Genomic DNA, 26225 nt, shown 5'->3' on the forward strand with positions numbered 1-26225 from the left:
GCCGCGCCCTCACACGTTTTTCGCCGACACTGACGCCGACAGTCCCGGGAGCGCGAGCAGGAGCGCGACGATACCGCCCGCCAGCAGCGCCGCCACCGGCAGGGAGACGCCACCCTCGAGGACGACGCCGACGACGAGCGCGACACCGGGCAGGACCACCAGCGCCGCGGCGAATCGCCGTCGAGAGGAGGGGAGTCCATCACCGATGCGGTCGGCGGCGAACTGCCAGCCGAGTAACCCGCCGACGGCAGCGGCGCTGGCGACGACGGTATCCCGGACGACGGCGACGCTCAACGCGACGAGGCTGACGCCGACGGCGATGGCGAACGCGCGCCGGGCGTCGGCGGCGGTGATGTCGTCGGGGCGCCAGCCGGCGCCAGCGTGGAGTGTCGCCGCGAGGTAGGCGATGCCGACGCCGGTGCCGGCGACCACGTCGACGAGGTAGTGGACGCCGATGACGACCCGGGAACAGGCGACGAGCGCGATCAGCGCGGCGGCGGCGACGCGGCCCCGACGGCTAGCGAGGAGCGCGGCGAGGCCGCCGTAGACGACGGTCGCACCGAGGGCGTGCCCGCTGGGGAAGCCGTAGCCGTCGGCGGCGGCGCCGGGCGGGCGCGGAAGGACGAAGGCGTGTTTGAGCGCGAGCGTCAGCGCGAACGCGCCGAGGGCGAGCGCGAGGGCGGTCGCCATCCGCGCAGGAGGGACATCGAGCTGATCGGCCAGCAGATACCCACCGACGACGACGAGCAAGAGCGTCACGGGGTCGCCGAGGCGCGTGACGAGCGCGAACAGGTCGACGACGGCGTCGGGCGCCGTCTCCGCAATCGCCGTCTCACCGATGCCGCGGTCGGCGGCGAGCGAGGGGTCGGCGCGTGACATGTCTCGAACGTGCGCGAGCAGCGACATTAGCCCACCGGCTGCAAGTCGTACCGGTCAACGCCGGAAGCGCCGCATCGCACCGAGGGCGCGCCCGGGGATGTCGAGCAGCGAGAGGCCGGCACCGACGAGCACGAAGAGCGTGTAGAGCCCCAGCGTCGAGAGGAAGATAACGAGCATCGCGACGATGGCGAGCAGGTCGTCGTTGAGGAGGTAGAAGGCGCCGAGCGTCATGACCGTCCCGTAGAGGAGCACGAGATACGGTCCCCAGCCTCTGGCGTGTCCGCGCCGCATTCGCTGGCGGACGTACCGCTTCAACTCCGCTTCGAGTTCCGGCCGGTCGACCGTCCGCTCCTCGATGTCGGATTCGAAGGCGTCGAGGTCGGCACGGACGGCGTCGATCCGTTCGTCGAGGTCCTCGATGTCCGGCGCCGGCGAGGGTTCGGCGTCCCCCTGTCGCGTATCGTCTCCGGTCATTCCCGTCGTGACGTGGTCTCGTCCCGATGGCTGTTGTACCTGCCGGTCCTGGCTGACGTGTCGCTCCGCGAGGACGGCGTTGAGCGTCGCGCCCACGAGCAAGACCAGTCCCGCGAGATAGAACCACGTCACGAGCAACAGGACCGCGCCGAGGACGCCGTAGAGCGCGAACTGGCCGCTGGTCGTGGCCGCGGCGGCGTAGACGGCGAAGGCGGTCCCGAGGAGCGTCCAGCCGACCCCCGCGAGGACCGCGCCAGGGAGCGCCTCACGCGGCGCGAGCGACGCCGACGGCGTCAGATAGTACACGGGGAAGAGGACGATAACGAGGACGCCGGCGAAGACGACGGGCGCGACGCCCGCGATCAGTGGCGACCGAAGGAGCGCGAAGGCGCCCACGAGCGCGAGGCCGGACACGGCGCCGACGCCGACGGCCACGAGAACCGTCGCGCCCACGCGGAGACTGCCGAGCAACCCCCGTGACGGCGCGCCGTAGATGCGGGCGAACGCGGTGTCGACGCCGCGGAAGAGTTTGAGCGTCCCCCAGAGCAGGATGGCGAGGCCGACGAGGGTGACGCCACCCTGGCCGGTCGTGTTTTCGAGGGCCGTTCCGACGAGTCCCTCGCCGACGGGGAGGAGAGACTGGCTCGCGAACGCGAGGAGTGCGGTGCGGAGCGCCGGCCCGCCGACGGCCGTCGCGACGACCATCGTCAACACGAGCGAGGGCAGGAGCGAGACGAAGGCGTAGTAGGCGATGCTGGCGGCCAGCAAGGTGACATCCCGCGCCCGTACCTCGCGCGCGACGGACCGGGCGACGGCGAGCCATCCCTGGAGTCGAGCGGACACGACCGGGTAGTTGGACCGGCGCCCTCAAAAGGCCACGGAGAGCCAGGCTTATTCGCCCCGTCGACGTACGGCGGGTATGAGCGTCCGCGACGAGTTCGATCAGTGGGCCCGCGAGGGACGCGACCGAGGCATGGAAGAGCGCCACTGGCACACGGCGAAACACGCCCTCGCCCGGATGCCGGTCGAGGCGGGCGACACCGTCCTGGATCTGGGCACGGGGTCGGGCTACGCCCTGCGCGCGCTGCGGGACACGGCGTCCGTCGCCCGCGGCTACGGCGTCGACCGCGCCCCCGAGATGGTTGCCAACGCCCGCTCGTACACGGACGACCCGAACATCGGGTATCTGCGGGCGGACTTCGATCACCTCCCCTTCCCAGACGACAGCATGGACCACGTCTTCTCGATGGAAGCGCTCTACTACGCGCCGGATCCGACCGAGACGCTCGCCGAACTGCGCCGGGTGCTCCGGCCCGGCGGCACCGTCTACTGCGCCGTCAACTACTACGAGGAGAACGTCCATTCCCACCAGTGGCAGGCGGACATCGACATCTCGATGACGCTCTGGAGCGCCGACGAGTACCGGCAGGCGTTCCGCGAGGCGGGGCTGTTCGTCGCCGAACAGGACTTCATCCCGGACCGTGAGGTGGAGATCCCGCCCGCCGAGGCGTTCCCGACCGACGGCTGGGAGTCTCGCGAGGCGATGGTGGAACGGTACCGCGAGTTCGGAACGCTGCTCACGGTCGGTGTCGTGGGAGACGACTAGCGCCGAGAATCCCCGAAAACGTGTTTCTCAGCGCTTCGTCGATATCGAGTGATCGGGAGTTAGCATCGCCATTTTTCGGCGCTCACCCCTACCAACGTCATATGGACCAGTACGATCGGGTCCTCGGGGGATGTTTCTCGCGCTCCTCGTCGGGGTCGGCGGCGGCCAGCATCCGACGCTCGATTTCCACCACAGCCTGCTGGGCGGGGCGACGCTCGCGACGCTGCTGTTCTGGCAAGCGGTGTTTCGCAACCCGCCGGACCCGGGGTCGGCCACTCGCACGACGGCCGTCGGCGTCGGGTGGCAGATCGCGGTCCTGTGCTATCTCGTCCTGCGCTGGTGAGACCGGGCGCGGTTAGGCACACCTTTCTCGTCGGTGGCCACCGAACGGGGGGCCATGCCAGTCGACGACCTCGCGCGCAGCGACGTGGTGACGGCGCCACCCGGCGAATCGATTTCGGCGCTCGCGTCGACGATGCGGTCCCGGGACGTGGGAAGTGTCGTGATCACGGACGGGGACGAACCGGTGGGCATCGTCACCGATCGGGATCTCACGCTTCGGGTCCTCGCGGAGTCGGTCGATCCGAGCGAACTGACGGCCGCGGACGTGATGACCGACGATCCGCACACCATCGACAAGCAGGCGGGGTTCTACCGCGCGACGGAGCTCATGAGCGACCACGGCGTGCGGCGACTGCCCGTCTGCGACGGCGACGACCTGGTCGGAATCATCACGGCCGACGACCTGACGGAACTCCTCGCGGACGAACAGGGACGGATGGCGGAGATCATTCGCGCCCAGCGTCCACCGTACTGATCGACCGTCTCACCCGAACCGCTCTTCGAGCGCCGTGATGTCGTCGTCCTCGCCCGCGACGATCACAGCGTCGGCGTCGGCGAAGGACCGATCGGCGTCGAAGTCGGTGACCGTCTCGCCGTCGCTGACGACCGCGATGACGGTACAGCCTGTCTCGCGGATGTCGGCGGCGGTGATCGCGTCCCCGTCGAACGCGTCCGTCGACTGTTTCATAATCTGAATCCGGGTGTCGTACGCGAGCACCTCCTCGTCGCCGAAGACGGTCGAGGCCATCATCCGCCCGCTGACGGTCGCCAGCGACTGCACGTAGTCCGCACCCGCCTGGGACAGTTTCTCGGTGTCCTCCCGTTCGTTTGCCCGGACGAGTATCTCCAGTTCCGGGTTCAGTTCGCGAGCGATCAGCGTCGTGAAGATGGCGACGGTGTCGTCGGCGAGCGTCAGGAGCAACACCGACGCGTCCTCGATCCCCGCGTCGCGCAGGACAGCCGGATCTCGGGCGTCGCCAACGACATCCACGCCGGCTTTCTCCTCGATGTCGAGGACGGTGACCCGCGAGTTCGTCTCCTGGAGCGTCTCGTGGGCGGCCGAGCCGGCCTGGCCGTAGCCCGCGATGACGACGTCCTGTGGCGCGAGCGATCGAATCCGCGACCCAGCGGCCTCCTGCAGATCCTGTAGTCGCTCGGGCGCGCCGGCGACGAGGAGCGTCGTCCCCGGTTCGAGACGGGTCCCCGGGGACGGCGACAGTTCGAACTCGCCGTCGGTCCGGATGCCGACGACGTTGACGCCGAACCGCTCGTCGATCCGAGCGCTGCCGTAGGATCGCCGGTCGAGACGACTGCCCTCCTGAACCGACAGCTCCACCAGTTCGAACGCCTCTCCGAGCGTGACGCCCTCCTGGACGGCGGCGGAGACGGCGGTCGCCACCCGCCGCGTGAGGCTCTCCCCGAGCAACTGGCGGGGCGAGAGGACGTCGTCGGCGCCCGCCGCACGGTGGTACGGCTCCGAAGTTGCGTCCTCGACGAGTGTCACGACGTGGATGTCGGGGGCGGCGTCGCGGGCCGCGAGCACGATGCTGGCGTTGGTGTCGTCGGCCACGTCGGCGACGACCGCCGTCGCCGAGCCGATGCCCGCGCGGTCGAGCACCGTGGCCGACTCCGGGTTGCCGTGGATGACATCGTAGCCGGCGTCGTGCAGGTCGATCGCGGTGTCGTGATCGGCCTCGACGAGGACGTAGTCGACATCGCGGGCGTCGAGTTCCTCGATGAAGGACTCGCTACGGGGCGAGTGGCCACAGATGACGACGTGATCCGTGACATCACGGCGCTCGACGGGCGGATCGACCGAGAGCGCGTTCCGAATCCACGGGACCGCGAACACGTCGACGGCGGTCAGGATGAGGCCGATGCCGGCCAGTTGCATCACGATCATCAGGACGTTCATCTGGGGCGTCTGCCAGGGCGCGTCCTCCCCGTATCCCGTGGTCGTGAACGTCTGGACGACGACTTCGAGCGACTGATAGATCGGCTGTGGCCGGTGTTCGAGGGTCGCCATGCCGAGATTGTACAGGAGCGTAAACAGCACCGTCGTCGCCGCGACGGCGCCGAGGTAGTAGACGATCCGTCGAGTGTCCCGCGGCATCGACCCGATGTTCCGGGCGCCGGGAGGTATACTTTCGGCCGATTCCAGCGCACTCATACGGTTTATTGGAAGTCAGTGCCGGTGGTTCGCTGGGACGGTGCAGCGAACCACCGGTAAACAGTTACACTAATCCGTATCAATCAGCGGTCGCGACGCGGATCTCCTCGACATCGGCGTCGGTCTTGAACGACGTTCCGCTGTAGTGGGCGCGGGAGGCCTCGAACCCCGCCGCCCGGAGGTCATCGAGGAACTCGTCCATCGCGGGCGCCGAGCGCCCCCACTCCTTACAGAGGCGGTGCTGGTCGTAGTGGGTCGGGCGGTCGAGTTCCGCTTCGAGGGTGCGCAGCGTTCGGTCGGCGCGCGTCGCCTCACCCATCTCGGGGTCGAGCGCGGCGCGGACGTCGGCGACGAAGGCACGGTCGCGGATGGCGCCGAGCCACAGGGGGCCGGCGGTGACGAAGCGATTGCTCCCGCAGGCCGGGCAGTCCTCGGGCGGGTGGGCGATGAGGCCGTACTCCTGGTCGCGGGTGAGGCAGTCCTCGCAGTGGTAGACGTGGCCGAGTTCGTCGATACAGGCGTCGGCCTGGGTCGCGCGGGCGTCGAGTTCGAGATACGTGCGGGCGTAGTGGCGGGAGACGTGCGAGCAGATGGGACGGGCGGCAGTGTCGTAGCGGGCGGCGGTGCGCACCAGCGCCGAGAGGAGGATGCGCAGGCCCATCTCGGGGTGGTAGTCGGTGTTGCGGGGGACCGCGCTGTAGGACCGGACGCCGCTCTCGAAGTGGGCGCCACAGAGCGGTGCGGTGTCGGTCGCGGTGACACAGACCAGGTCGCGCGCGCCGACGAAGGCTGCGTCGGCGAACGGAATCGGCGTGCCGAAGGGGTCGAGGTCGATCACGTCGAAGACGGACTCGTGCATGAGCGCGTTGGCGTTGCGCTCGACCACCTCGCCGGCGAGATCGTTGCGCGCGAAGTTCTCGCGGGCGAGCGAAACGGCGTCGGGGTCGGTGTCGGCGGCAGTCACGTCCCACCCCTCGTTGGCGGCGCGGAGGGCGCGCACCCCACTCGCGGTCATCGCGTCGAGATACGAGTCGGCACGCGATTCGCGCTCGGCGTACGCCCGCAGGACGGCGACGGTGACATCGCGGTTCAGTTCCTGTGTCGGGTTGTAGAAAACCCCCTCGCCGCGGCCCTGACTCGCGCCGTCGCGGGCGTCGGGTACCTCGAACTCCACCCCGGCCTCGGTGACGCGCATGGAGGAACTGGCGGGGGCGCGCCGAAAAGCACCTCGGTTCACACCGACCGAATCTGTTTAGTCGCCGAGGCCCGACGATTTTCGTCGTGAGCGAGGTCGAGGACTGGCGGGCGGCGCTCTCGACGGCGGGAGAGCTATCCCCGGCGATCGTCGACGCCATCCTCTCGGTCCACGGCGACCGCGGCCAGCGCGCCATCGAAGCCGTCTCCGAGGAACGGATCAAGCAGTACCGCGACTTCACCGTCGTCGTCGGCCACGACGACGAGTACATCGTCGAGGACGGTGGCTGTACCTGCAAGGACGCCGAATACAACCTCGACACCTCCGACCCGGCCCAGCGGTGCTGGCACGCCCTCGCCGTCGAGGTGGCCGAGCGCGTCGGCGCGGTGGATCACCACGACATGTGGTACTCCGAGGTCCGCGAGTTCCTGTGATTGGGCGTGTGACGCGTGCCCAAAAGACGGAGGTCCAAGGTAGATCCAGTCGACCGACGAACGACGTGACTGACCGTGTCCCCAACCACCTGTCACGGCCCCGACGGCGTCGACCTCTCCCACGACCAGGCGTGGGTCCTCCACGACGCCCTGCTCGACCACGTCGAACGCACCGTCGCGGCGGGCGGGTCGCCCGACCACGCGATGGACGTGCTCGAACGCGGTGAGGCGTGCGCGTCGCTCGATGCGGCCGACCGCGGCCTGGCCCGCGAGGCCCGCACCGCGTATCTGGTCGATCCGCCGGCGCGCGACCGGGAGCCGGCACAGACCGCGCTGGCGACGCTGTGATCACGGCTCGTCGGTCCAGTAGTCCACGTCGTCGTCGCGGCGGAAGTAGCCCGACACCGTCCGGTCGGCGTCGCTTCCGGGCGGCGACCCCGCGTAGACGCCGATTTTTCCGGAGTCCGGATACACCGTCACGTCGGGGTCGCGCATCGTCGACACCGCGAGATACCGCAACGGGTCGTCGCCGTCGTTGATGACGCGGTGGCCTCCGTCCTCGCCGGTGGGGAAGACCGCGTAGTCGCCGCCGCGGAGCGGGTCGGTGCCGTCGGCGGTCCGGAGTTGCCCCGTCCCACTGAGGACGTAGATGGCCTCCTCGTTACCGGTGTGGTAGTGAAAGGGCCAGGATTGCTTCCCCGGCGGAAGTTCGTACAGCGAACAGCCGAGTCGCTCCCCGCCCGCCGCGGCGGCGAGTTTCTTGCGGCGGAACCCCGTCTCGCCGCGGTCGACCGTCGTCCAGTCGAGGTCGGCGTCGTTGACGCGCATGGCCGGGCGTTCGGCCATCGGCCTCATAAGTCGGACGGGGCAGGGTATCAGAGCACGGCCCACGCAAGCAACGCGAGACCGACGCCGACGGCGGGCACGTCCCGCCACGTCGGATCGAGGCGGGGGAGCGTGGGGTTCCACGCGAAACAGCGGGCCTGGAGCGCGAGCGCGAAGCCGTCGGCACGGGCGAACACGCGCCGGAGTCCGGTCACCCCGATGAGGCGAATCCGCTCGAACAGCGAGCGCTCGGCGCCGAGACGGGCGTGTATCGCCCCCCGGATCGTCGAGAGGTCGTCGCGGAGCAAGGGGAGAAAGCGGAGGACGAACCCGACGCCGGCGCCGAGGACGACGCCGGGGCGGCCCGGAACGAGACGCTGGATAGCGGCCCGCGACTCACGGACGCGGGTGGTGCGGATGTAGACCGTCGAGACGAGCAACAGGAGGAGCACCCGATAGCTCGCCAGCGCGGGCGTGACGGCGTCGGCGGGGACGACCCACGGCGCGCCGAGCGTCGCGGCCTCGACGAGCGGACCGGCGACCAGAAAGGGGAGGAAGGCCCGATAGGTGCGGAGACTCGCCAGGATGGGCGTCGCCGCCAGCCAGCAGACGCCGACGACGAACCCCGAGAGGACGAGCAGCCCGCGCGGCGTGGTGCGGGCGAAGGCCGCGATGGCGACGGCCGCCTGGACGAACAGTTTCGTCCGCGGATCGAGGCGGTGGACGGGCGTCTCGCCCGCGACGTACGTGATCATGGCGGGCGGACGCCGAGCGGTTCCAGATCCGCCGGCGCGGGGTCAGCGGTATCGAGCGCAATCTGCCCGTCCGAGAGCACGACCGTCCGATCGGCCAGCGCGGCCACGTCCCGCAGGTCGTGGGTGACAACGACGACGCTCACGCCTGCCGCCTGCAGGTCGGCGAGGCGGTCGAGCACCGACTGCCGGGCGCGCCAGTCCAGGCCCGTGAACGGTTCGTCGAGGACGAGATGGTCGGGGTCCATCGCCAGCGCGCCCGCGATGGCGACGCGTTCGCGCTCGCCACCCGAGAGCTGATCGATGCGCTCGTCTTCGCGGCCGGCCATCCGGACGGCGTCGAGCGCGTCGGCGACGCGGCGGTCGATCTCCGCGTGATCGAGGCCGAGATTCGACGGGCCGAAGGCCACGTCCGCCCCGACCGTCGCGGCGACGAAGCCGTCGCGCGGCTCCTGAAACACCATGCCGACGCTGGTGCGGGCGGCGACCAGGTCGTCCTCGACCTGGCGACCGTTCACCCGCACCTCGCCCGAGTCGGGCGACAGCAGGCCGTTGAACCCGCGGACGAGCGTGGTCTTTCCGGAGCCGTTGGGGCCGGCGAGACACAGAAACTCGCCGTCGTCGAGGGTGAGCGACACGTCGTCGACCGCGACGACCTTGCCGTAGCGGGCGGTGTAGTCCTCGACGGTGATCGTCATCGGGCGACGATGGCGTCGCTGCGGACGATGGCGACGGTCGCCGCGACTTTCAGCGTCGCCACCGGCAGGAAGGGGAGGACGACCGCCGAGACGGCGGCAACGAGGCCGATGGCCTGCACCAGCGCGTAGCCGACCGCGCCGGCGGCGTAGATGACGGCCGTGCCCGCGACGAGTGCCGCGACGAGACGCGCCAGCGGAACGTCGCCGAGCGGCGTCAACCCGTCTGGGCCGTGGGTGACGGCGCCGATGGTCATCGCGGCGAGCGGGAAGCCGATCAGAAAGCCGCCGGTCGGACCGAGGAGGACGCCGAGACCAGCGTTCCCGCCGGCGAATACGGGGAGCCCAACCACCCCGGCGAGCAGATAGAGGGTGAACGCGACGCCCGCCCAGAGCGGACCGAGGACGATTCCCGCGAGATACACCCAGAGCGTCTGGAGCGTGATCGGCACGTTCGGCGCGAGCGGATGCACCACGTCGACCGGTGCCGTGGCGCTGGTCGCCGCCGCGAACAGCACCGCGCGGGCGACGTTGCCCGTCACCTCGTCGCCGACGAGTTCGACCGAGTCCGTTGCCGTCGTCATAGCGGTGACTCTCTCGTAAACCACTTAGTAGCTACTGGTTGACGAAAGATATACGGTCGGTTTAGCGGAGGGTTTTTTCGTCCGAGCGGCGTTCGTACATGTCAGTATGGACGAAAAAACCGAGGAGCTACGCGACATCTTCCTCGACGCGACGGGCGAAGAGTCGGTCACGGAACGCCAGGCCGAAACGCCCGGCTCGCTCGTCGACGACGAGAAAGCGGACGAGGAGGCGGCCCGTCTGCACGACCTGCTCGACCCCATGCGCGAGCAGTACGCGTTCGACACCGACCTCTCCGCCGACGCGTACGCTCGTCTCATCCGTGGCTTCTATAACGACGCGTCGGACGCGGCGCTCGCGGCCGCCCTCGGCATCGACGAGGACCGCGTCGAGCGGGCACGGTTGGACCTCCATCTCGTCCGCGAGAGCGACCGCGACCACCCCGACTACGACGCCGTCCGCGCGGCCGTCGTCGACGGCGCGGACGACGCGACCATCGCCGACGAACACGGGCTCGACACCGAGACGGTCGCCGCGCTCCGACGGGTCGTCGACGCGGAACGTACGGCCACCCGCGCCAACGACCGCTTCCGCGACGCCTTCGCCGAACTGCTGACCGACGCGGATCTCTCCGACCACCTCGCCAGCGACTCCCGCAAGGACGGCCTGCAGGAAGCGACCGAGGACATCGAGACCGATGTCTCCTTCTAGCGAAGACTCTTAGGCGAGTAGGAACGACGGGAGGATAATGGCGCAGTCGTCGCAAAACCAGGAGTTGATCGACCGGTTCGGCCGGTTCTATCGGAACTACTACCGCGACGAGATCAGCCGGCTCGCCCAGCGTTACCCCAACGAACAGCGGTCCCTCCACGTCGACTACGACGACCTCTACCAGTTCGATCCGGATCTCGCGGAGGACTACCTCTCTCAGCCGGACCAGCTCACCGAGTACGCCGAAGAGGCGCTTCGCGTCTACGACCTGCCCGCGGACGTGTCGCTCGGCCAGGCCCACGTCCGCCTGCGGAACCTCCCCGACACCGTGGACATCCGATCGATCCGCGTCCACGACAACCACGTCGGCCGCCTCATCGCCGTCTCGGGCATCATCCGCAAGGCGACGGACGTCCGCCCCAAGATCACCGAGGCGGCCTTCGAGTGCCAGCGCTGTGGCACGATGACCTACATCCCACAGACCGACGGCGGGTTCCAGGAACCCCACGAATGCCAGGGCTGTGAGCGGCAGGGACCCTTCCGCGTCAACTACGACCAGTCCGAGTTCGTCGACTCCCAGAAGATCCGTGTCCAGGAGTCGCCCGAGGGCCTCCGCGGCGGCGAGACCCCCCAGAGCATCGACATCGACATCGAGGACGACATCACGGGCGAGGTGACCGCCGGCGACCACGTCACCGTCACCGGCGTCCTCCACATCGACCAGGTGACCGAGGGCAACGAGAAGTCCCAGCTGTTCGACCTCTATATGGACGGCGTCAGCGTCGAGATCGAGGACGAACAGTTCGAGGAGATGGAGATCAGCGAGACGGACAAGCGAGAGATCATCGAACTCTCGAACCACCCCGACCTCTACGACGAGATGGTCGCCTCCCTCGCGCCCTCCATCTACGGCTACGACGAGGAGAAACTCGCCATGATCCTCCAGCTGTTCTCGGGCGTGACCAAGGAACTCCCGGACGGCACCCGGATTCGTGGCGACCTGCATATGCTTTTGATCGGGGATCCGGGTACCGGGAAGTGCGTCGATGGGGACACACGCGTGACGCTCGCTGACGGGCGTGAACGGCCGATCCGGGAACTCGTCGAACGCAATCTCGACGATCCGACGCCAGTCGACGATGGCGTCTACGACGACGCCGAGATCGATCTTCAGTCCGTCACCGCAGAAGGCCAGCTCACGACACGACAGGCGACGAGAGTGTGGAAACGGGAGGCACCTGCACAACTGTATCGCATTCGGACGGCGAGCGGACGGGAACTTGACGTTACACCGTCTCATCCCCTGTTTACACAGGATGGCGGGCGGCTCACCGCCACCAGAGCAGAGACACTAGACGTTGGCGAGCGTATTGCCACGCCGCGAAGGCTCGGCGAAGAAGGAGATGATACTCTCGATGTTGATTATCGGCAGTCAAAGTCGCCCAACACTGTCAGACTCGACTGTCCGGAGCAGTGGACACCCCGTCTCGCGCGTCTCGTCGGCTACATCGTCGCCGAAGGGCACGTGATCAGCCGTGACGACAACACGGCAGATGTTCGTATCACGAATCAAGACGACGAGATCCTATCCGACGCCTCTCAGGCCTACGAAGAACTCGGACTGACATACACCATCGACGATTCTCGAAACGGTGGGTCGACCAGTGACGTTCGCTGTACTGCCAGCGAGTTCATCAGCTTCCTCGAACACCTCGAGCCAGCGATCCTTCGTAATTCGGCAGCGCAACGGGTCCCAGACGCGCTGTTCACCGCGACGAAGGAGACGAAACAAGAGTTCCTTCGCGCATACGTCGATGCGGAGGGCCATGTCTCCGAAACGCAACGAGAGATTACGGTCGCATCGATGAGTCGCGAACTACTGGAAGGTGCTCAATCGCTCTTGCTGGCTTGCGGTGTCCAATCGAGCATTGCGCCACGGGCCAACGGAAGTTACCGCCTCCGTATCTCCGGCGAGGCGTTCGAAACGTACGTTCGAAGTATTGGATTCGTCACGGACCGGAAGACGGAGGCATCCCGGTCGTACGATGACGTTTCGAGCAATACGAACGTAGATATTGTTCCGGAAATCGGTGATGACCTTCGTCAGATCCGGAAACAACTTCAGCTCACACAGTTCGACTGTGGGATCCCACGAACGACCGACCAACATTACGAGCGCGGCGACCGTAATCCGAGCAGGCAGAGCCTCAAGACAGTCGTCGACGCATTCCGAACCCGTCTCACGTGGCTTCAGAGGGCTCAGCTGGAAAACGGCAGTTGGGAGGACATCGAGGCGATCCGGCAAGAACTGAACGTATCCCAGCGAGAACTTGCAGACCGTATGGGCGTTGAGCAGACGGCCGTGAGCTACTACGAACGGAACGCAGTCGCTCCCGACGGCGGCCGTACCGCCGATGCACGAGATGCGATCCTCAAACGTATCGACGATGCGCTGTCCGTTTCGGAGGCTGTAGATTCACTCGAAGCGTCCTGTACGAACGATATCGTCTGGGATCGCATCGAATCGATCGAGGCCGTCGAACCCGACGATGACTGGGTGTACGACCTCGAAGTCGCGGACACCCACACGTACTTGGCGAACGGCGTCGTCTCGCACAACTCGCAGTTGCTCTCGTACATCCGAAATATTGCGCCGCGATCCATCTACACGTCGGGGAAGGGGTCGTCCTCGGCTGGCCTCTGTGTGACGGGCGATACGCTGATTCACACGGCTGACGGGTTCAAGCCGATTCGCGAACTAGCCACGCCGCATCACCCCTCCCCAGTCGACGAGGAAACCGCCGCTCCGGCCAGCCACGAGCTATACACGTTCGGCCGCGAGGACGGGGCGATGACCCGCCGACAGAGTTCACACGTCTGGCGGATGCCGGAAAAGCCGTGTCGGCGGATCGAGACGGCACACGGGAAGGAACTGGAAACGTCGGTCAACACGCCCGTACTGGTCTGTGGCGACGAGGGCATCGAGTGGCGTGAGATGGCCGACGTGGACGCAGGCGAGTTCGTCGCCGTGCCGAAATACGACGATGTCGAGCGGTCCACGCTGTCGACGCGCCCCTTCTTCGAATTCACCGAGGAGAAACTGAAACCGACGGCCGAGTCGGTCGAGTTCCTCCGCAATCGGCTTCGGGAGGAGTTCGGGACGCTCCGCGATGCCGCCGCCGCGCTCGATCTGCCGGAAGACTTCATCTACGACTCGCTGTCCAACCGTCACCTGCCACAGGACCGCCTCGACCACGTTCTGGATGCCGTCGGCGCAGACCGAATGGACATCGACATCGAACGCGCGATGCTCGGACACGGGAACAGCGTCACGATCCCGGATACGTTCGACGCGGACCTCATGTATCTCGTCGGTCTCGTCTTCGGCGACGGGGACATCATGGTGTCTCGCCGTGGCGGGAATCGCGGCCACGTCCGCATCTCCAACTCGAACGAGGAGCTGCTGCGAGACGCCGCGCGAATCGTCGACGAGACGTTCGACAAGTCCGTCGACATCGAACGCCAACCTGACCGCGTGCCCTGCATCCGGATTCACAGCGCCACCATCGCCCGCTTTTTCCAGAATCTCGGGATGGAGAGTCCGAAAGACGATCTGCGACTCGATCCGAGGCTGACGACTGCCGAGCACGCCGACGCGTTCCTCCGCGGCCTGTTCGACGCGGATGGTTCGGTCTCCGCACGCGATGATGGCGGTTCCAGTATCCAGTTTTCGACCATCAGCGACGCGCTGGGCCAGCAGGTACAGTTGCTGCTCGAAACGTACGGCATCCGGGCACGACGGCGTGAACGTGACCGCCGTGGGACGTACGAACTGGAGACGGGACACGAAATCGAGTCGAAGGCGATCCAGACGCATCTGGCCATCTATGGCAAGGACATCGACACGTTCGCGGAGCGGGTCGGCTTCCGGTCGGAAGCGAAGACGGCCGCACTGGAAACGGTCGTGGGCGGCGCCGAACGGCGGGGCGAGCGACTCCCCGTCTCCGGGGCGCTCGCAGCCGCGGCAGGACCGGCCGGGACGTATTATCAGAATTTCCACCGTGGCGACAATCCCAGTCGAGAGCGCGCCCGGGCGATGCTCGCGGACCGTGATCTCGGTGACATCGCACCGGTCGTCCGCGAGGCAGCCGAGGCGGACCTGGTGTGGGACAAAGTCGTCACGGCGACCGACACCGGCAAGAAGGAGCTGTTCGATCTCACCGTCCCCGAGACGAACAACTTCGTCGGCAACGGTATCGTGACGCACAACACGGCCGCCGCAGTTCGCGACGACTTCGGCGAGGGCCAACAGTGGAGCCTCGAAGCCGGGGCGCTCGTGCTCGCGGACCAGGGCATCGCCGCTGTCGACGAACTTGATAAGATGCGCTCGGAAGATCGCTCCGCCATGCACCAGGCGCTCGAACAACAGGAGATCAGCATCTCCAAAGCGGGCATCAACGCCACCCTCAAATCCCGGTGTTCGCTGCTCGGCGCTGCCAACCCGAAATACGGCCGGTTCGACCAGTACGAACCCATCGGCGAGCAGATCGACCTCGAACCCGCGCTCGTCTCGCGGTTCGACCTCATCTTCACCGTCACAGACCAGCCCGATCCGGAGGAGGACGCCGCGCTGGCCGAACACATTCTGCGCACGAACTACGCGGGCGAGTTGAACACCCAGCGGACGGAGGTGTCCAACCCCGAGTACAGCGAGGCGGAGGTCGAATCGGTGACCGACACGGTCGAACCCGCCATCGATCCCGAACTCCTGCGGAAGTACATCGCCTACGCCAAACGCTCCTGTTTCCCGACGATGACCGACGAGGCGAAGGCGGCCATCCGCGATTTCTACGTCGACCTGCGCGCAAAAGGCGCCGACGAGGACGCGCCAGTCCCCGTTACCGCCCGAAAACTCGAAGCCCTGGTGCGTCTCGCGGAGGCGAGCGCCCGCGTCCGCCTCTCCGATACGGTCGAACAGTCGGACGCCGAGCGCGTCATCGAAATCGTCCGCTCGTGTCTGCAGGACATCGGAGTCGACCCCGAGACCGGCGAGTTCGACGCCGACGTCATCGAGACAGGTACCTCGAAGAGTCAGCGCGACCGTATCAAGAGCATCAAGGACGTCATCGAGACGGTCGACGCGGAGTACGAGGGCGAGGCCGGCGCCCCCATCGACGCGATCATCGACCGGGCGGCCGCCGAAGGCATCGAAGAGGAGAAAGTGATGGATCAGATCGAGCAGTTGCGCCGGAAAGGCGACGTGTACAGTCCGACGACGGATCAGTACAAGGTGGTGTGATGGACCGAATTTCCGCACTCAGAAACGTCGAGCAGGCACTCCGTGCGTTCGAGGAGGGAGAGACCGACCTCGCAGCAACCGAAGAGCGGGTTCTAGCGACGCTCCGAACCTATGCCACGGAGTTCGACGAGGAGACGGGACTCGTGGCGTACGCGGGGCGCGGTCCCGAGGCGGTGGACGGTGTCGTGGTGGTCGCATCCTCGCGGACGGAAGCGCGGGAACGCGTCCTGTCTCACGCCGAGGCGGCAGACAGGGACGCGGTCGAAGTCGAACGGCTATCGTAGTTCACCGACGCGCAGTCCACCTCCAGCGGGTGAGACTGCCGGTACCGATACCATTAGGTGGTCGGTCGGGGCACGCCCACGCGGTGCTACTCGTCGTCACGTACTCACAGGCCGCCCGCACGACGCTCCGAAACGTCTGTCGGAGCCACGAGGCGACCGTGGTTCGGCGACTGGGCCGCGCGGCGCTGTTCGAAGAGACGGAACTCGGCGCGTTTCTCGCCTTGCGCCTCCGTGAGAAACACGGCGACGACGTTCAGCTCGAGCGGACCTCCCCGCTCAACGAGTTCGCGACGGTTCCCGACCGTGTCCGAGAGGCAGCCAAGAGCTACGAGAACCGCGAGACAGCGAGCACGCCGTACGCCAAGTTCGCGTCGAACACCGAGCATCCGAATCCGGACACTCTGCGAGACGCCGACTTATGCGAGTGAGGATAGACGGAGCGGTGCGCGAGGGACAGGCCATCGACCTCACCGAGTTCGACGTCTCCGCGACGGCGGTCGTGCGGGCGATCGATGGCGGCGGCGCGTCGCTCGATGTCGACTGTCCGACACCCGGTGCCGCCCACGGTCACGTCGCGCTGTTGCCGCCAGCGACGTTCGACCGCCGGGCAGCGCTCGCGGACGTGGCCCGAGCGCTGGGTCACGAATCGTCGGCCAGTGCGTCGCTCGCCGACGCCCGCTCGGAACTGGCGTCGCTGTCGCCGCCATCAGTCGACGGGCGAGCGGCGCGACAGCGGGTCGCCGAGGCAGGAACGGAGGAGGACCGCTTGCGCGAGCGTGTCGCGGAACTGCGGGGTCGCGTGCAGGCACGCCAGGAGATGGGGGCATCGACGACGGCCGTCGAGGCACAACTGAACGAGGCGGTTCGGAAGCTCTCGGAGGCCGAAACCGAACGGATCGCGGCCGAACAGGCGCTCGATCGCGCAGCGACGGCCGCAAGGGAGGCCCGAGACCGTCGCGACCGGCGCCTGGAACTCGAAGACCGGGTAGCGAACTTGGAGCGGACGGTCCGGTGCGACCTGACGAGTGCGGTGTGGGACCGGTTCCGATCGGCGCTCCGCACCGTCCCGGGAACGGCGACTGCCGGAGAATCGCCCGGCGACTACGACGGTGACGCGGCGACTGCGGCGCTGGGCGTGACCCGAATCGCCCCGCTCGATGCTCCGGTCGTCGTTGACGGCCTCGATCGATTTTCCGGGGCCAGCGAAGCCGTGTCGGTGCTAGACGCGCCCGTGATTTATACACGGTAACGCGGCCAGTTCGGGGTATGGACTCCGAATGGTCGATACGCTCGCTCGAAGGGTGTGACGGCGTCGCCCTCGTGATGGTCGACCTGCACAACCCCTCGCCCGTCGATCGATCGGTGTGCGTACGGAACCGCCTCGATGGGCCCGTTCTCCCGCCACAGCGAGGTGGCGTTGCGGAGGCAGGGTGGGACGACGGGGGGTTCACTGGAGTCGTGCCGGCGGGCGAGCGACGGGCGATCGGCTACGCCTGTCCCGCACCCGAACGACGGCCGCCAGTGGACGTAATCGACGAGGGACGAGCGACCGGGAACAGAGAGGGATCGACCGATCGGACGGCCACGATCGCCGTTCGTGAACTCGCCGATCCGCGGCCGCCAGCCGACGCGGTTCCGATCCGAACGTCCTGTCTCAAGAGCGATACCGAGAGGGACGGAGAAACGACGGAACACGACGTGCATCCGCCGGAATCAGTCGAGACGTGGTTGCAATCGGTCGAACGACGGATCGAACGTGGAGAGCGGCTGACCGAGGCCTCCGTCGAGACGGCGACGAGCGTGCTCGACGACGGCCCACCCGACATCGTCGAACTCGACGCGCGCGTCTCGGCGGACGCGGCCGCACTCCGCGTACTTGCGGATCGAACCGCGGCGCTCGCAGAGCGGGCGACAGCGGTCGATATCCCGGTCGAAGCGCTCCGGAGGCTGGCGTGATCGTTGCCGTCGCTGGCGGGAAAGGTGGTGTCGGGAAGACGACGATCGCCTACAATCTCGGAGCGGCACTGGACGCGGTGGTCGTCGACGCCGATCTGAGCATGGCCGATCTGCCCCGAGGACGGGGACCGGACCTCCACGACGTTCTCGCGGGACAGGCCGCGGTGACCGAAGCGATCCGGGGCGGAGCGGTGTCGGTACTTCCGTGTGGCCGCTCGCTCGCCGGAGCGCGCGCCGTCGACATCCGCGACCTGGGAGACACGCTCCGGACGGTCGCCGCCGAGGCGGGCGACGTGATCGTCGACTGCCCCGCCGGCCTGCGCGCGGACGTGGGGGTCCCCCTGGCGGTCGCGGATGTCTGCGTCGTCGTGGCGTCACCGCGGCAGTTCGCCGTCGCCGACGCGGTGCGGACACGGGAACTGGCCCGCGAACTCGACGCCGGGCTGGTCGGGGTCGCACTCAACCGGACGACTTCGACGGACGAGCCGCCAGTGGACGTGCTCCGACGTATACTCGGTGCCCCCGTATCGACGGTGCCGGCCGATCCCAGAGTCGACCGGTCGGTCGGCGAAGAGGCACCGGTGGTCACGGCAGCCCCGGACTCCGTCGCGGCCGATGGAGTTCGGTCGCTTGCGGCCGCGATTCAGTCCTGCAAGAGCGTGTAGGTATTTCGAATCGTGACGGGCGTCACGTCGGCCACGTCAGCCGCCATGCGCTGTGTGAGCGGGGCGCCGGCGTCCCGTGCCGCCGCGTAAAGGCAGGCCGCGGCGACCCCGCTCGGGTTGCGCCCGGCGGTGTCACCGGAGTCACGGAGACGGCGAGCGTAGGTCTCAGCGTCCCGCCGAATGGCCTCGCTCAGATCGAGTTCGGTGGCGTACCGCGGGATGTACTCGGCCGGGTGGATCGGGCCGGTCGCAACATCGAGTTCGCGGTTCAGCGCGCGGTACGCGGCCCGGTGTTCGTCGGCCGTCGCCTTCGCGGCGGCAACGATTTCCTCGACGGTCCGAGAGACCGAACACACGCGACAGGTGGCGTATACGGTCGCGGAGGCAAAACCCTCTAGTGAACGCCCACGGAGCAAATCCGCGTCCTGCGCGGAGCGAAACAGCGAGCAGGATGATTCGCGAATGTGTCTTGGAAGGGACAGCTCCCCGACCAGCCGTCGAATCTCGGTGAACGCGTACACCTGGTTTCGCTCGCGCTTCGACGATATCTGTGCCCGGTTATGCTGGGTTCGCATCCGGGAGAGACGGCGACGCTTTCGCCCTTTCACCCGCGTCGACCGGCCGATATCGGTCGAGAGACCGCGGTCGTGTCGGGACTGCGTGAGCGGCGCCCCTGTCCGCTCCGGAGACGTCTCGTCGTCGGCGAAGGACCGCCACTCGGGTCCGTGGTCGATGCGGTACTCGTCGACGACGAGCCCACACTGTCCACAGACCGTCTCGGTGCCTTCCGTGTTCAGTCGGCCGCTACACTCCGGACACTCCGCCTCGCGTGTCTGAGCCATCACAGTCGAACATTGTCCCCGATAGGGTATTTAAACAAGGGCGCGAGCAGGGAGGGATAGCGGCGAACGGCGAACAGAGCGTACCGGTAAACGGTACGTTATGGTGGCATCCCGCCGGCTCGGCGGTGGTTTTTATAGTGATGAGGGGGCCACTGAGTCTCGATGGGGCTCTCGGATATCGCCGCTGGCGTCGAGGTACACGAACAGCAGCGCGACCGTGGCGTCCCGACGGTCGACGCCACCGGCGGCAACCTCCGCTCCCAACTCCAGAACTGGGCGGACGCGCTGCCGTGTACGCCGGCGGCGGCCGCGACGGTTCTGGAGGCGTACACCGCTGGAACGAGCGTCGGCGACTGCGCCCGGGAAGCGGGCGTCGCCCCGATGACGGCAGCGAAACTCCTCCATCGGTGCGGCATCAGCGGGCTCTCACCGCTCTCGCCAACCGCCCAGCGCGTGCTTCGGGACTGGCTCGACGGGACGCTGCCGCGGTCGGAAGCGATCGAACTGACGGGCGCTGCCGACGCGGAGTTCGCGCTGGCAGCGTATATCGAGACCCACGACGCCGTGCCAGAGCTGGCGGATGCCGTCGAGGGAGTGCTCGAACCCGACGCGACGGCGACGGTTCACAAACGCGACGCACTGTCCGAGACCATGAGTTCGGTCGACGACCTCCAGTAACGCCGGCTCACCGCGAGACGAATTCTCCGATCGAACCGAACAGACCGGTTTCCTCAGGCGACAGCGCGATGTCGAACACGGCCGCCGCGACATCGGCAGTCGCGGATGCCGTCGGTTGCTCCGAGAGACACGCCGGTGCGTCGATGTCCGTTTCGGGCAGCGTCGCGTCGGCAACCGACAGTTCGCCGCGCGTCGAGACGACGGCGTCAGCCTCCACGCCGATATCGGCGAGACGACCGTCCATCCGCTGGACGGCGTCGCGTCCGTGGGTCGTTGCGGGGGCAACGAGAGCGATACGATCGGCAGCGTTCACCGCCGCGACCGACTGGTTGGCCGCGACCGGTGGCGTATCGACGAGGACGTGGTCGAACGCCGCGGCCGCGGCATCGATCCGGGATTCGAATACCTGCGCCGCGGCGGGAGACTTCGCCCGGGCGAGTCGTTCGAAGGGCGCGAAGGCGGGCAGACACGCCATCCGCCCGGCGTCGGTGTCGAGCGGGAACTCGAGCAGTCCCTCCTGAAGCGGCGCCTCTCGCTCGTCGGTCAACAGCGCGGTCAGATCGGGGTCGATCCGCCCGGAGAGGTAGTCGGAGAGTCCCTGGGTGGCGAACGCGGCATCGAGAATCGCGACCGCACGCCCGTCGCTGGCGAGCAACGCGCCGAGTTCGACGGTCAATCGGGTGGTTCCAGCGCCTCCCGTCGCACCGACCAGCGCCGCCACGTCGCCGATATCGTCGGTCATACGGTAGTGTGACCGCCGCCTCGGATTTAAACTCCGAGGGTCAGGAGAGTCCGCAGAAGTCGTTGCTCGGCGGAAATACCGACATCGAATTCGGAGTATCACGCATTACAGGAGTGGCACGTCGCGAAAACAGGGTGGACAGTCCGCGTAGGGCAGGTGGGTCGGTTGGCGACGCATTTTGGTAGCATGTCCCTCACGCAGCACCCTGGAGACTGACCGTCTCATGTGGCTGATAGGGATCATCGGACATCTCGGAGGGCCTCGCCGAGACTCTCTCGACAGGCACGATAATCCCTATGAGTCGACGTCTCGGACCAGACCACGGTGGTGGTCACGAGTCAGTGTGGTGTGTCCCTATGATCGATCACCTCATTCATTGAATCAAACGTATTTCGAGTATAAAACCTCTTTGCTGCCATTTCCTAATATAATTATATCACTTGTGCTGTGTTTCAGTTGAAATTATGTAGTATTGTGAATGAATGGTTAGTACAACGTAGTGGTCCGTCCGAAACAGCGGAGGCGACTCGACGGACACCCGAACGAACCGGTCGCTCTCGCGGGGCAGTACCGTCGTTCACACGCTCCGCTACGCGTAGAAGGGCGGCTCACTGCGCGGCGCGCGGCGCCACAGGCGAACTGTCGGCAGTCAGTTCCGGCGGTCGCCGACCACGGAGGCAGCGACCGCCGGGATACGTCACACGGACCCGCCTCAGTCGGCCCGGATCGCCGCCGCCACGTCTTCGAGTTCGTCGTCGGAAACGTCCGGGCGATCCTCGACGATGGCGTGGATGGGGCGGCCGCCGTCGCCCTCGAACCGCGGGACGATGTGGGCGTGGACGTGGGGGACCTCCTGTCCCGCACCGGGGCCGTTGTTGACCGCGAGCGTCGTCGCCGGGGCGTCGACCGCCGCCTCGACCTGCTCGGTCAGGTCGTGGACGGCCGCGAACACGTCGCCCGCGAGGTCGGCGGGCAGGTCGTTGACGCGTTCGTGGTGGGCCTTCGGGATGACGAGCGTATGCCCGCGGGCCAGCGGGTTGGCGTCCAGAAACGCCAGCACGGTGTCGTCTTCGTACACGGTGTAACTGGGGATGTCGCCGTCGACGATGGAACAGAAGATGCAGTCGCTCATACCGGTCCATTCGCTGTCCCGTCTCAAAAGCGTCCCGGCGACGGCGAGGTTGCATCGAGACCGCAGTCCCGCAGCGCCGTCGCCAGCGCCTCACGATAACGCTCCCGGTCGTAGCCGAGACGCGACCGCCACACGTCGGCGTAGGAGGGATGCAAGAGCGGGATCACCACCGGATCGATGGCGGGCAGGTCGACCGGGTCGAGGACGTGATCCAGAAAGCCGTCCAGCTCCCGGTCCGTGAGCGAGAACAGACTCGCCGTGGCGTGTTTGCCTGTCGGAAGCACGACCGTGGGCGCGACGAGATCGATCTCCCGCCGAAGATGCGACCGGCAGTTCGCCCGCTCGGTGGCCGTCGGCTCCCGGTTCGACCCCTCGCCGTCGGACGGGAAGCATTTCACCGCGTTCGTGTAGAACGCGCGGTCGACGAGGCCGACGCTCGCCAGCAGCGACCGAATGCGGCGTCCGGAGTGACGAGAGGTGTAGGCCAGTCCCGAGCGGTTGCCACCGGGCCAGGTGGAGTCGTCGGGGTCGCCAGCAGCGGGCGCCTCGCCCACGACCAGCACGGCCGCGTCACGGGGACCATTCCCCCACGCGATGCAGTCCCGCGACTCCACGAGGGCGGGACACTGCTGGCAGTCGACGTCGAGAACGAGGGTGTCGTCGGCGGTGGGCGGTGTGGGATCGGGAGCAGCGTCGGACATACCTTACAGCGCGTCGGCGATGACCGGCGCGACGGAGACGGCCGTCACGTCGCGCTCGATGGTGTCGGTGGCGTAGATGTCCGTTACGCCGGCGCGTTCGAGTTTCGTCCGGGCGTTGCGCGCGAACAGCGGATGGACGCAGGTCACGTAGACGCCCGCTGCGTCGCGGTCGTTCAGGACACCGATGGATTCGCTCATCGTGGACCCGGTGGCGACGATGTCGTCGGCGACGACCACGTCGCGGCCGTCGACGGCGGCGTCGCTCGGCATGATCTCGACCTCAGTGCCCGAGTGACGCACCTTCTCGAAGTAGTCCACGTCGCCCCGGCCGTAGGTGTCGCGCACGGACTCGGCGAGGTCGATGGCGCCTTCGTCGGGCGAGAGAAAGAGCGGGTCGGTCAGATCCGCGGGAAGTGGTCGAGCCAGGCGCGGCGCCGCCTCGACGATGGCACAGGGCACGTCGAAGAAGTCCGTCACCGACGCCTCGTGAGGTGTGACGAGGATCACCCGGTCGGTGCCGGTCGAGATGGCGCGAGCGACGGCGCGGGCGGAGACGGGTTGGCCTGCCTCGAACGCGCGTTCCTGTCGCCCGTAGCCCATGTAGGGCAGGACGGTCACCACCTCGTTCGCGCCCGCCTCGCGCGCGGCGTCCTGTAACTGCAGGAGTTCGACGTGGGCGCCGTCGGTGGTCGTCGACGCGACGACGACGGCTCGGTCGACGCGCTCGTCGACGCCGGGCACCGACGCCATCCGTTCACCGTCGGGGAACTGCTCGTAGCTGACGGCCGCGAGCGACTCCCCCGTCTCGGCGGCCAGCGCCGCCGCGAGCGCCTGCGAGTTCGAACCGGGGACGATCATACTGCGTGGGTCGACGCCCGCCCCGAAAACGGTTTCCGTCCGTCCGCGCCCCGCCTACGACTGGACGGCGAGGCCCGTGACGCCCGTGACGCCCAGTTCCCGCGTGCGCCAGCCGTCACCCGCGTCGGTCAGGAGCGTTCCCCCTTCCGTTACCGCCACCGTCGCCGCGTCGGTGTAGCCCACGTCGACCGGCGGCGCATCCGCGGGGAGGTCGACCGGCGTCCACGACGCGACGGCGTCGCGAGCGAACAGGGTTCCATCACTCACGGCGTGGGCGCGATCGTCGGCGTCGTCGGCGCTCACCACGTCGGCGGCGCCGTCGAGTTCGTCCATCCAGCCGTTACCCAACCGGTAGAGGCCGTCCCCAGTCGCCGCGAGGGGGAGGCCGCGGCCGTGCACGTCGCGCACGTCCGCGAGGCCGACGTTGCGCAGGCCGTCGTCGACGGTCCAGACGCCGTCGGCGGCGGCGACCATGCCGGCGTCGATGGCGCGCGGGTCGTCGACGTGTCCGACCGTCGTCCACCCGTCGTCGAGACGGGCCACGCGGCCATCCGGACCGGCCGCCAGCAAGTCACCGCCAGGGCCGTCGAAACCGACGGCGACGGCGGCGCCGAAGCCTGTCGCGCTGTAGTCGCCGACGAGGACGTCCTCGTCGGTGGCGACGGCGCGGCGCGTGCCGTCGGCGACGACGTCGCGAGCGGTCGTCCGGTGATCGAGGGAGAACTCGCCGACGCGGTCGTCCGAGAGCGACGCGACGACGACCCCCTGTTCGGCGGCGACCAGCACTTCGACCGCCCCCATCCGGTCGGCGTACACCCGTTTCTCGTCGATCGTCAGATCGTGGGCCATACCGCCACTCCGGGAGCGGCGTTCAAAACGGTTGGTGGGCAGAGAGGCTTGGCTCTCGGCGTCGAACGTGCGCCGTGAAGTTGTCGAAGAGACGCTTGGTCCGGCAGGCGGCCGCGTAGTTGTCGTCGGTGATCCCGTCGAGCACGCGCTCGATGCGCTCGGCGGGGAGGTCTTTCCCCCGCGTGATGCGCTCGGCGCTCGCCTGGTCGTACTCGGGGTGGAACTGCACGCCCCAGCAGTCGCCGTGGCGGAACGCCTGGATGCCGCGGTCGTTCTCCGCGATGCGCGTCGCGCCGGCGGGCAGGTCGACCACTCGATCCGAATGCGTCTCGAAGGCGAGGAACGGAGAGTCGATGCCCGCAAAGAGCTGATCGCCCGTATGGCGAACCTCGCGGTAGCCGAGTTCGATGTCGTCCATCGCCTCGACCCGGCCGCCGAGGGCCTCGGCGAGCACCTGGTGGCCGTAGCAGACGCCGAGGACCGGCACGCCGCGGTCGGTGGCGTCGGCGACCCAGTCGGTCAGGGCGTCGATCCAGGGCTCGTCCCAGTACACCGAGGAGCGCGACCCGGTGACGACGACGCCGTCGTACTCGAACGTCGGCGGGCGGGTGCCATCCGTTACGTCGAACTCTACGAGGTCGGCGTCCAGTTCGCGCCGGAAGTTGCGTCGCGTGTGGGCGGTCCCGTGTGACGCGTCCAGGAGCGCAAGCCGCGGTCGACTCATCGTCTGGTCTGAAGCGGTCGAGAAGTTAGTCTCTTACGCCCTCGAAGAGGCCGAACAGTTCGTCGTTGACCGCGCGGGCCTGCTCGATGCCGACGAGGTGGCCCGCGTCGAACCCCGCGAACTCGCCGCGGGGAAGCCCCTCCGCGAGGCGGCGGCCGCGCTCGACCGGCCAGACGGCGTCGTCGCGGCCGTGGGCGACCAGCGCGGGACAGTCGACCTCGTACAGCCGATCCGAGATGTCGAACGCCTCGACGGCGGCGGTCTGGGCCGCCCAGGCGTCGGGCGCGGCGTCCTCCGCGGTACGCCACTCGACGATGCGCTCGGCGACATCGGGGTGGGCGTCCAGAAATTCCCGCGAGAACGCGGCCGCGAGCGACGACCGTAGCGTGTCGGCGTCGGCCGGGTCGCCGAACAGCGGATCGAGCGACAGGCCGGCGCCGGCGGCGGCCGTCCCGAGAAGGCCGAGCGAGCGCGGCCGCGACGAGACGCGCGCGAGTTCGAGCGCGACCATCCCGCCCAGCCCGGCGCCGACGACGTGGACAGCTCGGGCGCCGTGGTCCTTGAGGACGGCCTGGACATCGGCGACCATGTCGTCGACGGCGTACGGACCCGGCGGCGCGTCGGATCGGCCGGTCCCCCGCAGGTCCGTCACGAGCGTCTCGAACGGCCCGGCCAGCGCCCCGTGTTGCCACCCCCACTGCCAGGCGCCGTACCCCACGTCGCCGAGGAACACCACCGTCTCGCCGTCGCCATCCGTCTCGTAATACAGGGACACCGGGCCGTTCGATGCGGTGGGCATGGGCGCGGGTTGGGTCGCGAGTGCCTTACAA

The 26225-nt window shown here is 67.9% G+C and carries 29 protein-coding genes; 13 read left to right on the forward strand and 16 right to left on the reverse strand.

The window, feature by feature from the left end:
* Positions 1 to 9 precede the first annotated feature (9 nt).
* A complete protein-coding gene (locus MXB53_RS02735) occupies positions 10 to 906 on the reverse strand; it encodes a phosphatase PAP2 family protein (RefSeq protein ID WP_248895677.1) in 897 nt (298 codons plus the stop codon).
* A gap of 27 nt (positions 907 to 933) precedes the next feature.
* The gene (locus MXB53_RS02740; RefSeq protein ID WP_248895678.1) at positions 934 to 2196 is read right to left on the reverse strand and encodes a YihY/virulence factor BrkB family protein; all 1263 of its coding nucleotides are present in this window, start codon (positions 2194 to 2196) and stop codon (positions 934 to 936) included.
* 76 nt (positions 2197 to 2272) lie between these two features.
* Here MXB53_RS02740 and MXB53_RS02745 point away from each other — a divergent pair, with 76 nt between their 5' ends.
* The 3 genes from MXB53_RS02745 to MXB53_RS02755 all read left to right on the forward strand — a co-directional run bounded on the left by MXB53_RS02745 (position 2273) and on the right by MXB53_RS02755 (position 3776).
* Positions 2273 to 2959 carry a class I SAM-dependent methyltransferase gene (locus MXB53_RS02745; protein WP_248895679.1) on the forward strand — a complete coding sequence of 229 codons (687 nt, stop codon included), beginning with the start codon at positions 2273 to 2275 and terminating at the stop codon, positions 2957 to 2959.
* A gap of 130 nt (positions 2960 to 3089) precedes the next feature.
* On the forward strand, positions 3090 to 3302 hold the full coding sequence (locus tag MXB53_RS02750) for a DUF8015 family protein (RefSeq protein ID WP_248895680.1): 213 nt from the start codon (positions 3090 to 3092) through the stop codon (positions 3300 to 3302).
* 54 nt (positions 3303 to 3356) lie between these two features.
* On the forward strand, positions 3357 to 3776 hold the full coding sequence (locus tag MXB53_RS02755) for a CBS domain-containing protein (RefSeq protein WP_248895681.1): 420 nt from the start codon (positions 3357 to 3359) through the stop codon (positions 3774 to 3776).
* 9 nt (positions 3777 to 3785) lie between these two features.
* On the opposite strand, the gene MXB53_RS02760 is transcribed toward MXB53_RS02755, so the two are convergent.
* Both MXB53_RS02760 and MXB53_RS02765 read right to left on the reverse strand, forming a co-directional pair.
* Positions 3786 to 5414, reverse strand: coding sequence for a potassium channel family protein (locus tag MXB53_RS02760; RefSeq protein WP_248895682.1), 1629 nt, complete (start codon positions 5412 to 5414; stop codon positions 3786 to 3788).
* A gap of 136 nt (positions 5415 to 5550) precedes the next feature.
* A complete protein-coding gene (locus MXB53_RS02765; RefSeq protein WP_248895683.1) occupies positions 5551 to 6666 on the reverse strand; it encodes a tRNA (guanine(26)-N(2))-dimethyltransferase in 1116 nt (371 codons plus the stop codon).
* Between the two features lie 86 nt (positions 6667 to 6752).
* Here MXB53_RS02765 and MXB53_RS02770 point away from each other — a divergent pair, with 86 nt between their 5' ends.
* Together MXB53_RS02770 and MXB53_RS02775 are read left to right on the forward strand one after the other, a co-directional pair.
* Entirely contained in the window at positions 6753 to 7100 is a 348-nt protein-coding gene (locus MXB53_RS02770) for a hypothetical protein (protein ID WP_248895684.1), read from the forward strand.
* Between the two features lie 75 nt (positions 7101 to 7175).
* Positions 7176 to 7448, forward strand: coding sequence for a DUF7853 family protein (locus MXB53_RS02775; RefSeq protein ID WP_248895685.1), 273 nt, complete (start codon positions 7176 to 7178; stop codon positions 7446 to 7448).
* On the opposite strand, the gene MXB53_RS02780 is transcribed toward MXB53_RS02775, so the two are convergent.
* The 4 genes from MXB53_RS02780 to MXB53_RS02795 are packed head-to-tail and all read right to left on the reverse strand — an operon-like array spanning position 7449 to position 9956.
* The gene (locus MXB53_RS02780; RefSeq protein ID WP_248895686.1) at positions 7449 to 7946 is read right to left on the reverse strand and encodes a cupin domain-containing protein; all 498 of its coding nucleotides are present in this window, start codon (positions 7944 to 7946) and stop codon (positions 7449 to 7451) included.
* Positions 7947 to 7975: 29 nt separating this feature from the next.
* The gene (locus MXB53_RS02785; protein ID WP_248895687.1) at positions 7976 to 8680 is read right to left on the reverse strand and encodes an energy-coupling factor transporter transmembrane component T family protein; all 705 of its coding nucleotides are present in this window, start codon (positions 8678 to 8680) and stop codon (positions 7976 to 7978) included.
* Positions 8677 to 9375, reverse strand: a complete 699-nt coding sequence (locus MXB53_RS02790; RefSeq protein WP_248895688.1) for an energy-coupling factor ABC transporter ATP-binding protein — start codon at positions 9373 to 9375, stop codon at positions 8677 to 8679. The genes MXB53_RS02785 and MXB53_RS02790 overlap by 4 nt, the downstream gene beginning before the upstream one ends.
* Positions 9372 to 9956 (reverse strand): biotin transporter BioY, encoded by a 585-nt coding sequence (locus MXB53_RS02795; RefSeq protein ID WP_248895689.1) that lies wholly within the window; start codon positions 9954 to 9956, stop codon positions 9372 to 9374. The genes MXB53_RS02790 and MXB53_RS02795 overlap by 4 nt, the downstream gene beginning before the upstream one ends.
* Positions 9957 to 10062: 106 nt before the next feature.
* On the opposite strand from MXB53_RS02795, the gene MXB53_RS02800 reads away from it, so the two are divergent.
* From MXB53_RS02800 to MXB53_RS02830, 7 genes are all read left to right on the forward strand, one after another.
* Positions 10063 to 10665 carry a conditioned medium-induced protein 4 gene (locus MXB53_RS02800; RefSeq protein WP_248895690.1) on the forward strand — a complete coding sequence of 201 codons (603 nt, stop codon included), beginning with the start codon at positions 10063 to 10065 and terminating at the stop codon, positions 10663 to 10665.
* Between the two features lie 37 nt (positions 10666 to 10702).
* Positions 10703 to 15964, forward strand: coding sequence for an LAGLIDADG family homing endonuclease (locus MXB53_RS02805; protein WP_248895691.1), 5262 nt, complete (start codon positions 10703 to 10705; stop codon positions 15962 to 15964).
* Entirely contained in the window at positions 15964 to 16248 is a 285-nt protein-coding gene (locus MXB53_RS02810; RefSeq protein WP_248895692.1) for a DUF7854 family protein, read from the forward strand. The genes MXB53_RS02805 and MXB53_RS02810 overlap by 1 nt, the downstream gene beginning before the upstream one ends.
* A gap of 83 nt (positions 16249 to 16331) precedes the next feature.
* Positions 16332 to 16676, forward strand: a complete 345-nt coding sequence (locus MXB53_RS02815) for a DUF7855 family protein (protein WP_248895693.1) — start codon at positions 16332 to 16334, stop codon at positions 16674 to 16676.
* Positions 16673 to 17497, forward strand: a complete 825-nt coding sequence (locus MXB53_RS02820) for a DUF7856 family protein (RefSeq protein ID WP_248895694.1) — start codon at positions 16673 to 16675, stop codon at positions 17495 to 17497. The genes MXB53_RS02815 and MXB53_RS02820 overlap by 4 nt, the downstream gene beginning before the upstream one ends.
* 17 nt (positions 17498 to 17514) lie before the next feature.
* Positions 17515 to 18204, forward strand: a complete 690-nt coding sequence (locus tag MXB53_RS02825) for a DUF7857 domain-containing protein (protein ID WP_248895695.1) — start codon at positions 17515 to 17517, stop codon at positions 18202 to 18204.
* A complete protein-coding gene (locus MXB53_RS02830; protein WP_248895696.1) occupies positions 18201 to 18869 on the forward strand; it encodes a nucleotide-binding protein in 669 nt (222 codons plus the stop codon). The genes MXB53_RS02825 and MXB53_RS02830 overlap by 4 nt, the downstream gene beginning before the upstream one ends.
* Here MXB53_RS02830 and MXB53_RS02835 read toward each other — a convergent pair.
* Positions 18848 to 19711, reverse strand: coding sequence for a transcription initiation factor IIB (locus MXB53_RS02835; protein WP_248895697.1), 864 nt, complete (start codon positions 19709 to 19711; stop codon positions 18848 to 18850). The two genes, MXB53_RS02830 and MXB53_RS02835, sit on opposite strands and share 22 nt — an antisense overlap.
* A gap of 162 nt (positions 19712 to 19873) precedes the next feature.
* Between MXB53_RS02835 and MXB53_RS02840 the strand changes: the two genes are divergently transcribed.
* The gene (locus tag MXB53_RS02840; RefSeq protein WP_248895698.1) at positions 19874 to 20389 is read left to right on the forward strand and encodes a DUF7858 family protein; all 516 of its coding nucleotides are present in this window, start codon (positions 19874 to 19876) and stop codon (positions 20387 to 20389) included.
* Between the two features lie 7 nt (positions 20390 to 20396).
* On the opposite strand, the gene MXB53_RS02845 is transcribed toward MXB53_RS02840, so the two are convergent.
* The 7 genes from MXB53_RS02845 to MXB53_RS02875 all read right to left on the reverse strand — a co-directional run bounded on the left by MXB53_RS02845 (position 20397) and on the right by MXB53_RS02875 (position 26194).
* Positions 20397 to 21131, reverse strand: coding sequence for a P-loop NTPase family protein (locus tag MXB53_RS02845; protein ID WP_248895699.1), 735 nt, complete (start codon positions 21129 to 21131; stop codon positions 20397 to 20399).
* Positions 21132 to 21843: 712 nt separating this feature from the next.
* Positions 21844 to 22263: an HIT family protein gene (locus tag MXB53_RS02850; RefSeq protein WP_248895700.1), complete on the reverse strand. Its 420-nt coding sequence runs from the start codon at positions 22261 to 22263 to the stop codon at positions 21844 to 21846.
* Positions 22264 to 22286: 23 nt separating this feature from the next.
* Positions 22287 to 22964, reverse strand: a complete 678-nt coding sequence (locus tag MXB53_RS02855; RefSeq protein WP_248895701.1) for a uracil-DNA glycosylase — start codon at positions 22962 to 22964, stop codon at positions 22287 to 22289.
* 3 nt (positions 22965 to 22967) lie between these two features.
* Positions 22968 to 23822 carry a ribose-phosphate diphosphokinase gene (gene prs / locus MXB53_RS02860; protein WP_248895702.1) on the reverse strand — a complete coding sequence of 285 codons (855 nt, stop codon included), beginning with the start codon at positions 23820 to 23822 and terminating at the stop codon, positions 22968 to 22970.
* A 54-nt stretch (positions 23823 to 23876) separates the two neighbouring features.
* Complete coding sequence (locus tag MXB53_RS02865) at positions 23877 to 24671, reverse strand: HVO_0234 family beta-propeller protein (RefSeq protein WP_248895703.1); 795 nt, start codon at positions 24669 to 24671, stop codon at positions 23877 to 23879.
* A gap of 22 nt (positions 24672 to 24693) precedes the next feature.
* Positions 24694 to 25395 carry a type 1 glutamine amidotransferase gene (locus tag MXB53_RS02870; RefSeq protein ID WP_248895704.1) on the reverse strand — a complete coding sequence of 234 codons (702 nt, stop codon included), beginning with the start codon at positions 25393 to 25395 and terminating at the stop codon, positions 24694 to 24696.
* A 25-nt stretch (positions 25396 to 25420) separates the two neighbouring features.
* Positions 25421 to 26194: an alpha/beta fold hydrolase gene (locus MXB53_RS02875; protein ID WP_248895705.1), complete on the reverse strand. Its 774-nt coding sequence runs from the start codon at positions 26192 to 26194 to the stop codon at positions 25421 to 25423.
* Positions 26195 to 26225 lie beyond the last annotated feature (31 nt).

The sequence above is a fragment of the Haloplanus sp. XH21 genome, assembly GCF_023276355.1.
Taxonomy (GTDB): domain Archaea; phylum Halobacteriota; class Halobacteria; order Halobacteriales; family Haloferacaceae; genus Haloplanus; species Haloplanus halobius.

Excerpts from the sequence above, each read along its gene's own strand:
- MXB53_RS02760 (WP_248895682.1), bottom strand. The coding sequence starts at position 5,414 with ATGCCGCGGGACACTCGACGGATCGTCTACTACCTCGGCGCCGTCGCG.
- prs (WP_248895702.1), bottom strand. The coding sequence starts at position 23,822 with ATGATCGTCCCCGGTTCGAACTCGCAGGCGCTCGCGGCGGCGCTGGCC.
- MXB53_RS02855 (WP_248895701.1), bottom strand. The coding sequence starts at position 22,964 with ATGTCCGACGCTGCTCCCGATCCCACACCGCCCACCGCCGACGACACC.
- MXB53_RS02750 (WP_248895680.1), top strand. The coding sequence starts at position 3,090 with ATGTTTCTCGCGCTCCTCGTCGGGGTCGGCGGCGGCCAGCATCCGACG.
- MXB53_RS02735 (WP_248895677.1), bottom strand. The coding sequence starts at position 906 with ATGTCGCTGCTCGCGCACGTTCGAGACATGTCACGCGCCGACCCCTCG.
- MXB53_RS02840 (WP_248895698.1), top strand. The coding sequence starts at position 19,874 with ATGGGGCTCTCGGATATCGCCGCTGGCGTCGAGGTACACGAACAGCAG.
- MXB53_RS02745 (WP_248895679.1), top strand. The coding sequence starts at position 2,273 with ATGAGCGTCCGCGACGAGTTCGATCAGTGGGCCCGCGAGGGACGCGAC.
- MXB53_RS02790 (WP_248895688.1), bottom strand. The coding sequence starts at position 9,375 with ATGACGATCACCGTCGAGGACTACACCGCCCGCTACGGCAAGGTCGTC.
- MXB53_RS02800 (WP_248895690.1), top strand. The coding sequence starts at position 10,063 with ATGGACGAAAAAACCGAGGAGCTACGCGACATCTTCCTCGACGCGACG.
- MXB53_RS02755 (WP_248895681.1), top strand. The coding sequence starts at position 3,357 with ATGCCAGTCGACGACCTCGCGCGCAGCGACGTGGTGACGGCGCCACCC.
- MXB53_RS02825 (WP_248895695.1), top strand. The coding sequence starts at position 17,515 with ATGGACTCCGAATGGTCGATACGCTCGCTCGAAGGGTGTGACGGCGTC.
- MXB53_RS02845 (WP_248895699.1), bottom strand. The coding sequence starts at position 21,131 with ATGACCGACGATATCGGCGACGTGGCGGCGCTGGTCGGTGCGACGGGA.
- MXB53_RS02810 (WP_248895692.1), top strand. The coding sequence starts at position 15,964 with ATGGACCGAATTTCCGCACTCAGAAACGTCGAGCAGGCACTCCGTGCG.
- MXB53_RS02785 (WP_248895687.1), bottom strand. The coding sequence starts at position 8,680 with ATGATCACGTACGTCGCGGGCGAGACGCCCGTCCACCGCCTCGATCCG.
- MXB53_RS02850 (WP_248895700.1), bottom strand. The coding sequence starts at position 22,263 with ATGAGCGACTGCATCTTCTGTTCCATCGTCGACGGCGACATCCCCAGT.
- MXB53_RS02780 (WP_248895686.1), bottom strand. The coding sequence starts at position 7,946 with ATGGCCGAACGCCCGGCCATGCGCGTCAACGACGCCGACCTCGACTGG.
- MXB53_RS02875 (WP_248895705.1), bottom strand. The coding sequence starts at position 26,194 with ATGCCCACCGCATCGAACGGCCCGGTGTCCCTGTATTACGAGACGGAT.
- MXB53_RS02805 (WP_248895691.1), top strand. The coding sequence starts at position 10,703 with ATGGCGCAGTCGTCGCAAAACCAGGAGTTGATCGACCGGTTCGGCCGG.
- MXB53_RS02865 (WP_248895703.1), bottom strand. The coding sequence starts at position 24,671 with ATGGCCCACGATCTGACGATCGACGAGAAACGGGTGTACGCCGACCGG.
- MXB53_RS02795 (WP_248895689.1), bottom strand. The coding sequence starts at position 9,956 with ATGACGACGGCAACGGACTCGGTCGAACTCGTCGGCGACGAGGTGACG.
- MXB53_RS02870 (WP_248895704.1), bottom strand. The coding sequence starts at position 25,395 with ATGAGTCGACCGCGGCTTGCGCTCCTGGACGCGTCACACGGGACCGCC.
- MXB53_RS02765 (WP_248895683.1), bottom strand. The coding sequence starts at position 6,666 with ATGCGCGTCACCGAGGCCGGGGTGGAGTTCGAGGTACCCGACGCCCGC.
- MXB53_RS02835 (WP_248895697.1), bottom strand. The coding sequence starts at position 19,711 with ATGGCTCAGACACGCGAGGCGGAGTGTCCGGAGTGTAGCGGCCGACTG.